Raw genomic sequence first — 13,691 nt, 5'->3', positions numbered from 1 at the left:
GGCCCCCAGGTCGCCTCTCGGGAGTTCACGCTTCGAGGGGGGAAACCTTAGAACTTCGCCCCCAGGGTCAGGCCGTAATAGCGGGGCGGGCCGTAGGTGGAGAAGGTCCAGAGCGAGCCGACCACGTTGGTGGCGGTGTTGTAGCGCTTGTCGGTCAGGTTGCGGCCCACAGCCTGGACCGTGTAGCGGCCGTCGGCATCGTGCCAGGTGATGGCGGCATTCAGCAGGGTCTTCTTGACCAGCTTGCTGTCAAATTCCGGGCTGACATCGGAATAGACATAGCCGTTTTCATCCTCGAACTGGATGGCGCCGTTGAACAGGATCTCGCCCTTGTCGGCCAGATCCATCGTGTAGGTAGCGTCCAGCGTCCATTGCCATTTCGGCGCACGGTTCAAGGGGCGGTTGGAGAAGTCGATATCGATGTCGCCGTCGAAATCGGTATCGGCTTCGAACTTGTCATACTTGGCGTCGAGATAGCCAAGCACGCCGCGGATTTCCAAACCTTCGGTCGGCAGGATGCTGCCTTCCAGCTCCAGCCCCTTCACGGTCGCCTCACCGGCGTTGAAGAAGCGGGTTTCCTGCACCTGCTGACCAAAGGAGTTGGTCAGGGTGGCGACCAGGCCGCGCTGCATGTCCTTATAATTCACGTAGAACGCCGTGGCGTTCAGGCGGGCGCGGTTGTCCAGGAAGTCGGTCTTGATACCGGCTTCATAGCTGTCGGCCAGTTCCGGATTGGTCGGGCGGGCGGCCAGGGCCGGGATAGCCACGCCGGTAGTGCCCGTCTGGTCATTATAAGCGCCCGAGCGGAAGCCGCGCGAATAGGTGGCATAGGCCATCAGATCGTCGGTGACCTTGTAGGACGCACTGGCCCGCCAGGTGGGTTCCGACCAGGTCTCGCTGTCGCGCACTACGCCGGTCGGATACTTGTTGAAATCACCGGCGTTCAGAAGCTTGCCCAGCTTATTCCAGGTGAAATTCGGGTCGAAGGTGCCGGACAGGGCCTGCACGAACACCTGATTGCGCCCGGCCCAGGCCTTCTTCTCCTTGGTCCAGCGGGCACCACCGATCAAGGTCAGCTTGTCATTGACCGCCCAGGTGACGTCGCCATAGGCGGCATAGGCCTTCTGACGTTCTTGGTTGCACAGGACCTGCGGGTTGTTGTTGAAGGTGCCGAAGGGCAATGTGGTCCCGAACAGATCCAGGAAGCCCAGGATCTGCGCCACGCAGAAATTCACATCATTCTTTTGATAGAAGCCGCCGGCCACCATCTGCACCGGGCCGTCCCAGTTGGACGCCATGCGAAATTCCTGTTGGAACGTCTTGCGCAGGTCGGTGCGGTTGGCATCGAACAGGGAGATGGGGCCGACCTCACCCGTATAGGTGCTGGGCAGCTGTGAATATTGCTTGCGCCAGCCGGTGACGGAGGTCAGCGTGACCTTGTCGGCGTCCCAGTTGATGGTGCTGTAATAGCCGTCGACATCGACCTGATGCCCGTCCGACATGTTCAGCAGGCTGTCATCGCGGTTGGTGATGCCGGCATGGTCCAGCGGGTCGCCGGCATCCTGGCTGAAGCCCAGATTATAGAAGGCCCAGCGGCTGTCCGAGGGCGTGGTGTTGACAACGGGCACGCTGTCGGAATTGTCGCGCACGCGTTCCACCTGGAACAAGGCCTCGACATTTTCCGCCGGCTTCCACAGTACCTTGGCGCGGCCATTGAAAATATCTTCGCCACCCAGCTTTGACCCATCGCCGCAGCCGCGCGCATTGCTGCCGGGCACGGGGCCATAGCAGGCGCCGTTCTTGTAATAGCCGTCAGACTTGTTATAGGCGGCGACCAGACGCACGCCCAGCTTGTCCTCCACCAGCGGCAGGTTCACGGATGCCTTGGCCGCCCGCGTGCCGAAGCTGCCGGCGGTGAACTGTACCTCGCCCGCCTGATCGGTCAGGGACGGCTTCTTTGTGTATACGGTGACGACACCGCCGGTGGTGTTCTTGCCGAACAGCGTGCCCTGGGGCCCGCGCAGCACTTCCACCCGTTCCACGTCGAACGTATCCAGAAGCTGGCTCTGCACACTGGGCATCACGAAATCATCCAGCATCACGCCCACGGGCGCCTCTGAATAGACGATGATGTCCACCTGCCCCACGCCGCGCATGGCGAAGGAGGCAGCGTTGAAGCCGGTGACGCGCGCGGCGGAGAAGTTGGGCACATAGGCCGCGATATCGCCCAGATCCTTCGGCGGGGCCGCGTCGAACATGGCCGGGGTGAAGGCCGAAACGGCCACCGGCGTTTCCTGCAGGTTGCTCTGCCGGCGGTTGGCCGTCACCACGATCTCATCCAGACCGATGGCCTGCGCCGGGGCGGCCTGTGCCACCTCCGTGTTGGAAGCGGGGGCCTGCTGCGCGATAGCGGCGGGCATGGTTGCAAGCATGGCGAACGCGCTGGCGCACACGCCCAGCCCTGCCACACGGTATCTCCGTGACATCGACTTATCCTCCCTGATCGCCGCGCTTCGGCGGCTCTTTTCCTGTCACCCGCATTCACGGCGGATCATTCTGGGAATTCCGGCGGCATCGCCGGATACAAGGTCCCGCCACAGACGTTCGGGGCGGGCATTTTCTGAATACGGTTCGGACTGTATAATATTTTTTAACGCCGCGCAATGTATACGAAGTGAGAAATTGTGCGACGGTGCAGGAAGTTTGGCGTTCCGCTGACGGCCACGCCGAAGGCCCTGGAAATCCGCCTGTTTTGTCCGCCCCCTCCCGTCGCCCCGCGTTGGTATCCCACGGTCGGCACGTCGACAAAGTATGCACAGAGTGGCTTATCCGTATTCAAGAACCGCTGCGACGGCTTGACTTGTCGTCGTCCATGACCGATACATGACAGGGATGGCGCCCTGTACGGGTTGCGATGGCGGCGGCATCGGCAGAGGCGGAATGGCCAAGCGCGGGTGCCGCGCGGCGGAGGATGGATGAACAAGCCCACACACGTAACGCATGCCGAACATGTGCGTGTGTCCCTGGAACAGGACATTTTCATGGGACGCCTGCGTCCCGGCTCACGCCTGGACGAGGAAGCCATCGCCACCCGGTTCGGCGTTTCCCGCACGCCCGTGCGCGAGGCGGTGCTGCAACTGGTGGAATCCGGGCTGGTGGAAAAGCGGCCGCGCCAGGGGGCCGTGGTGGCCAGCATGGATATCCGCCGCATGATCCATATGTTCGAGGTCATGTCGGAGCTGGAGGGCCTGTGCGCCAAGCTGTCGGCCCGCCGCATGTCGCCGGAAGAGAAGGCCAAGCTGGCTGAGGTGCATAAGCAGTCCGAAGACCATTATAATGCCGGCCGCCAGGACGAGTATTACGCGGCCAGCCGCAAGTTCCATCAGCTGCTGGTCTGGGGCAGCCATAATGACGTGCTGGTGGAAATGACCGACAAGCTGGCCCTGCAGCTTGTTCCCTACCGCCGCTATCAGCTGAACTACCCGGGCCGGGCAGAGGAAAACCTGCGTGACCATGCCGCCATCATGGAGGCGGTGCAGCAGGGCGATCCCGAAATCGCCTATCGCCGTCTGCGTCAGCATACGACGATCCAGGGCGATATCTTCGCTGAATATATCTCCCTGACCGGGCAGCGCGCGGCGGAATAAGGCCCGCGCGCATTCCCTATACCGCTGGCCCCTGATCCCGCCGCCCCTCGTGGTCGGGAACGGGACAGCTGCGCCTTCTTGCAAAGGACCGTTGCCATGGGCCAGACCGACTACGATATCGTCATCGCCGGGGCCGGACAGGCGGCGGCGCAATGCGCGCAGTCGCTGCGCCAGGGTGGCTTTGCCGGGTCCATCGCCCTGATCGGGGATGAGGACGCCGCCCCCTATGAACGCCCGCCCCTGTCCAAGGAATATCTGGCCGGCAAGCGTGACGCGGCACGTCTGGCCCTGCGCAAACCGGAATATTGGCAGGAGAAACAGGTCAGTCTGCTGACCGGTCGGCGCGTTACGGCGGTGGACCGGGCGGCACAATCCCTGAGCTTGGAGGATGGCGCAAACATCGGATATGGCAAGCTGGTCTGGGCCACGGGCGGACGGCCCCGGCGCCTGTCCTGTGCGGGGGCCGATCTGGCCGGCGTGCATGCCATCCGCACCATCGCCGATATCGATGCGCTGAAGGCGGATCTTGTGCCGGGTGCGCGCGTGGTGATCGTGGGCGGCGGCTATATAGGCCTGGAAACGGCGGCGGTGCTGCGCGCGCTCGGCCATGAGGTGACGGTGCTGGAGGCGCAGGAACGGCTGCTGGCCCGTGTCACCTCTCCGCCCGTCTCCGCCTTCTATGCCGGGCTGCATCGCCGTCACGGGGTGGATATCCGCCTGTCGGCCCAGGTATCGGCCCTGCGGGATGAGGGCCGGGTGACGGCGGTGGAACTGTCCGATGGCACCACGATTCCCGCCGATATCGTGATTGTCGGTATCGGCATCATCCCCAATGTCGAACCGCTGGCGCTGGCCGGCCTGCCCTGCCCCAACGGGGTGGTGGTGGATGCGCTGTGCCGGACGCCAGACCCGCATATCCTTGCCATCGGCGATTGCGCCCTGCATCCCAATGGCTTTGCGGGCCGGGCCATCCGTCTGGAATCGGTGCAGAACGCGGTCGATCAGGGCAAGGTGGCGGCGGACACGCTGCTGGGCCTGGAAAAGCCCTATGCCGCCCTGCCCTGGTTCTGGTCCGACCAGTATGATGTGAAGATGCAGGCCGTGGGTCTGGCCATGGAGTATGATCACGTGCTGGTGCGCGGCGATGCCGCCGCCGCCGGCTTTTCCGTCCTGTATCTGCGCGGCGGGCGGTTGATCGCGATTGACTGCCTGAACAATGCCCGTGATTTCATCCAGGCCAAGGCCCTGATCACCGGCGGCAGGCAGATCGACAGCGCACGCGCCGCCGACCCGGCGGTGGAACTGAAGGCGGTGATTGACGCTGAACAGGCGGCTTAGTAGAGCGGAGAAGTATCCCTACCCGAGGCTGCCGCCCATGTTCCGCCCCCTGCCCTTCCTGCTGCTGTCCCTGCTGCTGGCCGGTTCCGTTCAGGCGGAGGTGACGCCGTCGCAGCAGCAGATGCGACGCGTGCTGTATGGGGAGGGGCTGAACAGCCTGACCTTCCGGCATATGGATGAGATGTTCGAGACGGCCCCCGTGCCGGCAGGGCCCAAGGTCTGGAAACTGCCGGCGGCAGTCCGGCCCCTGGATCTCACCTATAGTTTCGAGGGGCAGCAATACGATACCGCCGCCTTTCTGGAACGCACGCGGACCAATGCCATGCTGGTCATCCGCGACGGGCGGATCGTGCATGAGATCTACCGCAATCACAGTGGGCCGGAGAGCCGGTTCATCTCCTTCTCCATGGCGAAATCCATCACCTCCATCCTGGTCGGCATTGCGATCCGGGATGGGGCCATCGGCAGTGTCGATGACCCCCTGACCCGCTATGTCCCGGAACTGGCGGGCAGTGGGTACGCGGGGGTGACTCTGCGTCAGGCGCTGCTGATGCGGTCGGGGGCGGCCTTTGCCGAAACCTATGGCACCGGCACCAAAAGCCAGATGGCAGAGCTGTATGAAAGCAGCTTCGTGACGGAGCGGGAGCGGTTCACCGACCTTGCTACCCGCATCGGCAGCGACCATGCGCCGGGCAGCCATTTCAACTATTCAACGCTGGAAACGGGGGTTGTCGGCTGGGCCCTGGAACGCGCCACGGGCCGGACGCTTGCCGATTACATGGCGGAAAAGCTGTGGCGGCCGGCGGGGATGGAACGGGCGGGGACCTGGCTGCTGGATGGGCCGCCGGGCACGGGCCGCGCCTGGGCTGGCGCGGGTTTCAACGCTACGCTTCGCGATTATGGCCGCCTGGGCCTGATGATGCTGGAGGGCGGTCGGGCCAATGGCCGGCAGGTGGTGCCCGCCGACTGGGTCCGGCAATCCACCGTGCCCGACGGGACAGAGCCGGCAGCGCCGGGCCGGGATCAGGGCTACCAGTATTTCTGGTGGACCCTGCCCGACAGCGACGCCTTCATGGCCAAGGGCGTGCATGGCCAGTATATTTATATCGACCCCGCCAGCCGCACCGTGATCGTGAAGTTGAGCCATTGGCCCACCGCCTGGGTCAAGGCGCTGGAGGCGGAGACGCTGGTGTATTTCAAGGCTTTGGTGGGGGGCTGACGGGTTGTCGCATGCCGGCGTGCGCCCTTATGCGACCTACAACAGGTGCGTAGGTCGCATAGGCAAAGCGCATGCGACAACACCCCCTCACCGCGGCGACCACCCGCCCGGCTTCACCGTCAACTGCGGCAGGGCCGTAACCACGTCGGCCCAGGAGACGTATTTGAAGTTGGTGGCCTCCGGCTCCCCGCTCATGCCGTTCAGATCGTCATTATACCCATCCTGCACCATCAGCAGGCCCGCCGGATATCCGGGCAGGGGGATGGAGATCAGTTCGGCGCCGTCGCATTCCTGGCCGGCATCGATGGCGCCATTGGCCGTCAGCTTGAAGCTGCCCAGATAGCGGTTCTGGCCGCCGCGTTCGAACAGGGCGAAACTGTCATCCAGGCCGGCGGCGTCCGGTGCCTTTTCATCGCCATGGGCGTCGCCCTGGCTGGAGGCGATCAGGTAGCCGGTGCCGTCCGCGCCGCGATAGAGCGCCAGACCTTCGACATCGCGGGCGACTTTGCTGTCGGGGTTGTTGAAGGGGCTTTTCGCCGATCCGCGTGTTTCATAGAAGGGCTGATCGTCGGCCTTGCCGGTCGTCAGGTTGACGCGCCACAGACCCACATCCTCCTGCCCTGCGAACAGGATGCCGACTTCTTCATCCACCACCAGCCCCTCGAACTGCGGCTGCCAGTCGAGTGCCGGGTCATTGTCATTCTCGATGGTGAGGTTCTGGCCCTTATGGGTGGTGGGGAAGTCCCAGTGGCGGGTGCGTTCATGGCCGACCGTGCCGTCGGGGCGCAGCACCAGCCTTTGTTCGGCCAGACGCGCCGCATTGCGCTGCGCCACCACGGCCCGCACCTCCCCCGTCGCCTTGTCCTTCCAAAGGGTCATTCCATAGGCGCTGGCCTGATCGGCCACGGGGTTCGCCATCTCTGCGGTGCCGTCAGGCGACAGGCGGGTGGGGAAGACCTGACCCTGGTTGGGGTCGGTAATGTCGGTCAGGGGGGAAGCCGGGTTGGCCGGGTCAATGGCCCAGACCATCAGACGGTCACGCCCCCGGTCGCTGGCCACCGCAATGTCGATGGTCGATCCATCGGGGCGTTTGATCCCATAGGCGACGTCGACATTGTTGTAGCGGCCATCCGTAACGGCATCGATGCGCTGCACCAGCTTGCCCTGGAGGTCGTAGACCCGCAAACCCGCCCCCTTGGCCGCCGTGATCACCAGACTGCGGGCCGGGTCGTCCGGGTGCAGCCAGAAGGACGGGTCATCGGCATCGCCCTTCACCCCACCATCGGGCAGTCCGGGTGCGGTTTCCGCCACTGGTTTCACCAGGGGAAGGGAGGCCGTTACGGGGGCGGCAGGCTCTTTGCCACAGGCGGCAAGCGTCAGGATCAGGGCGAGCGGGATCAGGGGGCGCATGGGGGTCCTTTCATGGGGCGTAGTTCCCTCACCCTCCCAGACCCTGGCAGGCCTGGGCCCCTCCCTCTCCCGCAAGCGGGCGAGGGGCTTAATTTCCACCCCTCGCCCACGAAAGTGGGAGAGGGAGGGGCCCATTGGCGCCAGCCGATGGGACAGTGAGGGAACGACAGATCAAACAACTCAGAACGTGGCGCGCAGGGTTACCTGGAACAGGCGGCCGGACTGTTCGCTTTCGCGCTCGCTTTCCTCCACCTCACCGGCGCGGTGGGCGTCGATGATGTCGGCCACGCTGTCGCCATCGAAGGTGACGAAGCCTTCCTTCTTCTTGCGGTTCAGCAGGTTGGAGGCAGACAGACGCAGGACGAACCGATCGGCAAAGCGCTTTTCGACAAAGGCTTCCAGGTCCTTGCCGTAGGAAAGATCGACCTCTTCATCCAAGGAAACTTCCTTGGCCTTCGACCGGCCCGACAGGGACGCGCCCAGGCTGGCATCCAGGCTCTGGATCGTCTGGATGAAGCCCAGATTGTAGATATGCCGGGGCTGGTTGTTGAAACGGCGCTTGGTGCCCAGGGTGGGGTCGCGCATCTCGCTGTCCAGCCAGGTATAGTTGGCGAACAGGCCCGTATCGGGCAGGCCGGCAAAGTCCAGCGGGGTGGAGAAGTCGATCTCCATGCCCCAGCTCTGCCCCTTGCCGGCGTTGCGCGCCTCATAGACATTGCCGCCGGCCTCGGCATCTTCACCGGTATTGAACAGCTCAATCAGATTGGTGATGTCGCGGTAGAAGAAGTTGGCACCGATGATGCCGCGCCGGCCCAGCTGCCGCTCATAGCCCACATCGACGCCCCAGGCACGTTCGTTGGCCAGCAGCGGATTGCCGATCAGCTCATCCTCGTCCGCCGGCTCCTCCTCCTGACGATAGGGGCTGATCAGGTCATAGTCGGGGCGGCGGACGGTGCGCGCGACGGAAAACAGGAAGCGGTCGGCCTCGGTCGCCTGAAAGCGCAGATGGGCGGACGGGTTGAAGGCCTCGCTGTCATAATCGGCCTTGCCATCCTCGCTGCTGACATCGCGGCGGGTGATCTCATAGCGGGCACCGGCATCGAGCGTCAGATGGTCGGTCAGGTCCAGCGAGAAACGGACATAGGGGTCATAGCGCTGTTCCTTGATGGTGAAGATGGCGCCGGGGGCCGTCTCCTCCTCCCACTCGCCATCATCCAGCTCAAAGGTGCGGTTGGCGGTGTCGCGCTTCTTGTGCAGAAGGTCGATGCCGGCCTTGGTTTCCACCATGCCTTGCGTGAACTTGTAATAGATGGTGCCCGACAGTTCATCGTCGGTGGTGTCCAGCGTTTCGCGCTCCACCAACTCAGCCTCTTCGACCGTGTCGCCCTCATCCACCTCTGTCTTGCTGTCCTCACGATAGCCGGACCAGCCGGCATCCAGGCCCAGTTCGCCGATGGACAGCGGGTGGGTAAAGGCTGCCGACAGGGCGTAGGTCTGCTGACCGATGCGTTCACGCTGCACTTCCATCTCGTCCTGTTCCAGCGCTGCCGGGCTGTCGCCCTCGAACGTGACGGAGGTTTCATCCTCATCGCGGTTGGTATCGACCACCAAGCCGGTCAGGCGCAGCGAGCCTTCGCCCAGCCGCGTGACCAGTTCCCCGTTGGCGGAGATATCAACGCCGTCACGGGTGTCATCCTGCAATTCCCTGCCTGTATATTCGCTGAACGAACCATCATAAAAATCGGTGACCTTCTTTTTCGGATTGCGGCGGCCCTGATAGTTGATGGCGGCCCAGTACGACATGTCCTCCAGGCTGTCGGCATAGGCGACGGCGAAGGAGGGGCGGACCTTGCCATCCTCGTTGATCAGGGCTCCGGCCTTGGCGAAGCCGCCTTCGAACGCCTCGCTTTCCTTGGTCACGACATTCAGGGTGCCGGCCACGCCCTCGGACGGCTGGTCGGCGCGGGGCGCGCGGACGATCTCCACCCGCTCCACCAGTTCGGCGGGGATACGGTCAACGAAGAAGGACCGGTCGGCCTCCCCGCCCGGCGGGCGGCGGCCATTGATCAGGACCTGGGTATAACCGGGCGGCAGGCCGCGCATCTGCACCGCGTCATATTCCAGGACGTCGGCAGCGAAGGTGACGCCCGGCACGCGCTTCATCATCTCGCCCACCGACACCGGCTCAAACCGCTGGAAATATTCCAGGTCGTAGGACAGGACCGGGTTCGGGTCGGCGGTGCGGTTGCGGTAGAAGATCTGGCCGGTGACGATGATCTCCTCCACCTTCTGCGGCTCCGCCTGTTCTGGGGCGGCACTGGCGACGGCGGCAGGCGCGCGGGTGGGCGCGGGGCGGGCAGCGGGGGCCGGCGTGGCGGCGGCGCTGCGGGTGGCCAGCGTCACTGACCCATCGGCCCCTACCTCCGCCGACAGGCCCGTACCGGCCAGCAGCGCCTTCAGCGCGGCATCAAAGCCGGCGGCGGACGTGACGGGGGCCGACCGCTTGCCCGCCACCTGTGCCGGGGTGAACAGGATATTGCGCCCGTAATGCCGGCCAAGCGCCACCAGCGCATCGCCCAGATCACGCGGGGCCAGGGTGAAGGCAGCGGGTGAGGCCGCCACCGGCTGGCCCTGTGCCACCGCATGGCCGGGCACAAAGGACAGGATCGCCAGGGCGGAAACGCCAAGGGCCAGGGAACGCATACGCATGATCGGAACTCTCCCGTGGGACAGCCGGGCAATGCCGGCATGGACAACGGGATAGACGCAGGCGAAAGGCTGTTTCCGGGCCGATGCGGAACTTTCATCCCGGCGTCATGGAAGTGTCATCGGGTGGGGGCGGCTTTGGGGCTTTTCCCTATCAAAAACCATGCTTATAGTTATTCAGCGGATCGTGCCGCCACCAGGAGAGAATGATGGACATGCCCAGGAGCAGTGTCGCCAACCTGCAGCGCCAGCAGCGCCGGGCCTATCACGCCCTGAAGGTGATCATGCAGCATGGCGCGGTGGATCTGACAAAGGTTCCGCCAACCGATGTCGATATGATCCAGGAGATCGGAAGCGAGATCATTGCTAAAAAGAATGGCCGCCCCCGCAAGCCTACGCTGGAAACCCAGGAAGCCATGAATGAGGTCCAAGCGTTGAAGGCGGCGCGGAAGGCCCGGCATGGGTAAGCGGACCAGCCGTCCACACGATATCGAACAGACCAAACGCTTCATCAAAAGCTGGGACCGGCATAGCCGGGCCGGTCGTTCCGATATGGTCGCTCTGAAGAAGGCAATCCTGATGCTGGCGGCCAATGACGGTCCGTTACCAGCAGAATACAAGGATCACCAACTTGAAGGCGACCTGCGGCAGTACCGGGAGTGCCATATCGGCGGCGATTTCCTGCTGATGTACTAGATTGACGGGGATGTTCTGTATCTCGTCACCTGCGGCACCCATGCCGAGCTGTTTGAATAGCCGCCCTACCCCCGCCTTTTCCCCCGCTCCACCGTCAGCGTCATGCCGCCGTCACCGCCGCGTGTGATGGCGAGCCCATGCAGTTTGGCGGCCACGGCCACGAATTTTTCGACATCGCCCGTGGCGAAGACGCCGCTGACCTGCAGCGCCGCCGCGTTTTCCGACAGGGTGACGCGAGGGCCGCCATAGCGGGCGAAGCGGGTCAGCGCCTCGCCCAGGCTGGTCTGGTTGAAGATCAGGCGACCCTGCCGCCAGGCGCCGGCCTGTTCGATATCGGCGCTGGCGATGCGGGGCGGCGTGGTGCCGTCGGCCACCGCCATCTGGCCGGGGGCAAGGCGGCCTGTCACCCGGTCGCTGACCGGGTCGCGGAGATCCACCCCGCCTTCCAGCAGGGTGACGCGCGTATCGGCGGCATCCTCGACAATGAATTCCGTGCCGGTCGCCACCACGGTCAGGTGGTCGGCGGTTACCGCGAAGGGGCGCAGGCGGCTTTTCGCGACCTTGAACGACGCCTCCCCCCTTGTCAGGCGGATATCCCGGCTGAATGGGCCATAAGCCACCTCCACGGCGCTGTCGGCATCCAGGCGGATCTCACTGCCATCCCAAAGCTGGACCGCCCGTATCTCCCCCTTCGCCGTCACATGGCTTTCCCGCGCCCAGGCCAGCCAGTGCGGCGGCACGGCCAACAGGAGGGCGAGGCACGCCGCCATCGCCGCAAAGCCCGCCATGAAGGGCCGTGGCTGATGACGCGCCGCCGGCACCGGCGCGCGGGGGCCCGCCTGTTCCCAGGCGCTGGCCACCCGTTCCATGGCGTTGGCATGGGCGGGGTCCTGTTCCAGCCAGCGACGGAAATCACGGCGGGTGGCGGCATCCTGCCCGGCACGCAGCCGCGCCATCCAGCGGGCCGCCTGTTCCAGATCATGATCGGCAGGCAGGCTCATGCCGCACCCCGCCCGCCGGTGCGCCGCGCCAGATGGATCAGGGCGCGTTCGACATGCCGGGTTACGGTCCCGACCTCGATCCCTAGCCTGGCGGCAATGTCGCGATGGCTCAACCCTTCCACCCGGCACAGAAGAAAGGCGTCGCGGCAGACGGGTTCCAGTTCGGCCAGGGCGGCCTGGACATGGCCCAGGCGCTGACGCGCCGCGACGACCCGTTCGGGGGTGGCGACATCATCGCTGCCGGCATCAAGATCATCGTCCAGCGGCACATGCCGCCCCCCGGCGCGGGCCTGATCGCGCCGGAAATTATCGGTCAGCAGATTGGCAGCGGCGCGCAGCAGGAAGCCCTTCCAGTTGGCGATGCCGGTGCGCGGGGCCGTGGCCGCGATGACGCGGGAATAAACCTCCTGCACATGATCCTCCGCATCCTGCGGACAGGGCAGCCGGTTGCGGAAATAGGCCTGCAACAGGTCGCGGTGCCGGGGTAGAGCCGTTTCCAGCATCTCCACCCCCAGCACCCGTTCTGCCTCTGCGCCCGCCATATCCGCCCCATCCGGCATTCCTGGACAGGCAGCGGGGTAACATGCGGACGGCGACAGTTTTGTGACGACTGCCCCTAACTGGCCTGTGCCTTGTACTGCGCCGTACCATCGCCCAGGAAGCGGATATTGGCCTCCCGCTGCCTCGCAGCCTCTTCATCATAGAGGAAGGGCAGGAAGGCGTAGCGCGTGCCGGCGGTTACCGGCGTCGCCTCATGCAGCAGGGTGCAGCAGAAGACGACGGCACCCCCTGTGGGCGCGCGATAGGTACGGGGGCCGAATTCAGGGAACCGCAGTTCCCCGCCCTCGAACTCTTCCTCATTCAGATTGATGGTGACAGCGAAGCGGCGATGGGCCGTGCCCCGGGTGGTATTGTCGCGATGGGGACGGAAGAACCCGCCCTCCGATCCGTCATAGCAGGCGACGATATAGCGCTCCATCCGGGTTGTCCGGAAATTCAGGGCACGGGTGATCATGGGGATCAGACGGCGTTCGATACGCTGCCGGGCGGCGATACGAACGGCTTCCTCCTGGATCTCCAGATCCTGGCGCCGCTTGAAACTATGATCAACGACGCCCACCGTCTGACCGTTCACATCACGCATGAAGCCGGATTCCGTGCCGCCCTGCTGCTGATAGAGGGACACCAGATACCGGCAGAATTCCGGTTCGAAAATGCCGGGCACCGTCAGGACGGGGGCGGGGCGATGCACGGAACCGGCCAGTCCGCTTGCCGGCAGGGATGCCACCTGCTGGAGCACCGACACCCCCGCTTCCAAGGGAGCCCGGATGAGGATGCGCATCATGGTGTCGATAACGATCCATCCACCCGCCGGCGGAATATTGTAGAGCTGCCGGAGGCGATAGGTGGCGTCGTCGTGGAAGAACCGCAGCCGGGGCCAGCGCTGCTGCAAGAATGGCGCGTCCGCATCGGGCACCACCCCAAAACAGACGGCATGCACTTCCTTCAGTTCGTTGCCTGCCGTCGCCAGCAGGTCCAGTGCGCTGAAGGCGGTATGCGTATCATTGCCGGGAAAGCACAGCACGATGTTGCGCCCGCCCAGGCTGGACAGGTGGAACTGTGGCACATCGCCGGAGCGCGCCAAGAACCAGGGAGCAAGCTCCCCAACACCGG

General features: G+C 64.6%; 11 protein-coding genes. 5 read left to right on the top strand and 6 right to left on the bottom strand.

All coding sequences use genetic code 11. The annotated features are described in order from the left end of the window. Positions 1-47: 47 nt before the first annotated feature. Complete coding sequence (locus tag ACT6Q8_RS21655; protein WP_444739423.1) at positions 48-2,486, bottom strand: TonB-dependent receptor; 2,439 nt, start codon at positions 2,484-2,486, stop codon at positions 48-50. 489 nt (positions 2,487-2,975) lie between these two features. Here ACT6Q8_RS21655 and ACT6Q8_RS21650 point away from each other — a divergent pair, with 489 nt between their 5' ends. From ACT6Q8_RS21650 to ACT6Q8_RS21640, 3 genes are all read left to right on the top strand, one after another. Continuing rightward, the gene (locus ACT6Q8_RS21650) at positions 2,976-3,647 is read left to right on the top strand and encodes a GntR family transcriptional regulator (RefSeq protein WP_054167816.1); all 672 of its coding nucleotides are present in this window, start codon (positions 2,976-2,978) and stop codon (positions 3,645-3,647) included. Positions 3,648-3,743: 96 nt separating this feature from the next. Further along, a complete protein-coding gene (locus ACT6Q8_RS21645; RefSeq protein ID WP_444734479.1) occupies positions 3,744-4,985 on the top strand; it encodes an NAD(P)/FAD-dependent oxidoreductase in 1,242 nt (413 codons plus the stop codon). A gap of 37 nt (positions 4,986-5,022) precedes the next feature. Further along, positions 5,023-6,204, top strand: coding sequence for a serine hydrolase domain-containing protein (locus ACT6Q8_RS21640; protein ID WP_444734478.1), 1,182 nt, complete (start codon positions 5,023-5,025; stop codon positions 6,202-6,204). Positions 6,205-6,291: 87 nt separating this feature from the next. Here ACT6Q8_RS21640 and ACT6Q8_RS21635 read toward each other — a convergent pair whose 3' ends face one another. Together ACT6Q8_RS21635 and ACT6Q8_RS21630 are read right to left on the bottom strand one after the other, a co-directional pair. Beyond that, positions 6,292-7,614 (bottom strand): phytase, encoded by a 1,323-nt coding sequence (locus ACT6Q8_RS21635; RefSeq protein WP_444734477.1) that lies wholly within the window; start codon positions 7,612-7,614, stop codon positions 6,292-6,294. A gap of 180 nt (positions 7,615-7,794) precedes the next feature. Beyond that, positions 7,795-10,323: a TonB-dependent receptor domain-containing protein gene (locus ACT6Q8_RS21630; protein WP_444734476.1), complete on the bottom strand. Its 2,529-nt coding sequence runs from the start codon at positions 10,321-10,323 to the stop codon at positions 7,795-7,797. 203 nt (positions 10,324-10,526) lie between these two features. Between ACT6Q8_RS21630 and ACT6Q8_RS21625 the strand changes: the two genes are divergently transcribed. Together ACT6Q8_RS21625 and ACT6Q8_RS21620 are read left to right on the top strand one after the other, a co-directional pair. Continuing rightward, positions 10,527-10,787, top strand: a complete 261-nt coding sequence (locus ACT6Q8_RS21625) for a hypothetical protein (RefSeq protein ID WP_444734475.1) — start codon at positions 10,527-10,529, stop codon at positions 10,785-10,787. Next, positions 10,780-11,016, top strand: coding sequence for a type II toxin-antitoxin system YafQ family toxin (locus ACT6Q8_RS21620; RefSeq protein ID WP_444734474.1), 237 nt, complete (start codon positions 10,780-10,782; stop codon positions 11,014-11,016). The genes ACT6Q8_RS21625 and ACT6Q8_RS21620 overlap by 8 nt, the downstream gene beginning before the upstream one ends. A gap of 65 nt (positions 11,017-11,081) precedes the next feature. Here the strand turns inward: ACT6Q8_RS21620 and ACT6Q8_RS21615 are convergent, their stop codons facing one another. The 3 genes from ACT6Q8_RS21615 to ACT6Q8_RS21605 form a co-directional block, all read right to left on the bottom strand. Further along, positions 11,082-12,017, bottom strand: coding sequence for a FecR family protein (locus tag ACT6Q8_RS21615; protein ID WP_444734473.1), 936 nt, complete (start codon positions 12,015-12,017; stop codon positions 11,082-11,084). After that, a complete protein-coding gene (locus ACT6Q8_RS21610; protein WP_444734472.1) occupies positions 12,014-12,559 on the bottom strand; it encodes an RNA polymerase sigma factor in 546 nt (181 codons plus the stop codon). Before ACT6Q8_RS21610 ends, ACT6Q8_RS21615 begins: the two co-directional genes overlap by 4 nt. Before the next feature lie 74 nt (positions 12,560-12,633). Next, positions 12,634-13,662 (bottom strand): 2OG-Fe(II) oxygenase family protein, encoded by a 1,029-nt coding sequence (locus ACT6Q8_RS21605; RefSeq protein WP_444739422.1) that lies wholly within the window; start codon positions 13,660-13,662, stop codon positions 12,634-12,636. Positions 13,663-13,691: the final 29 nt, after the last annotated feature.

Origin of the sequence: Niveispirillum sp. (assembly GCF_052437035.1) — a bacterium.
Taxonomy (GTDB): Bacteria; Pseudomonadota; Alphaproteobacteria; order Azospirillales; family Azospirillaceae; genus Niveispirillum.
Note: the sequence above shows the minus strand (reverse complement) of the source record. Positions and strands in the feature narration are given on the sequence as shown.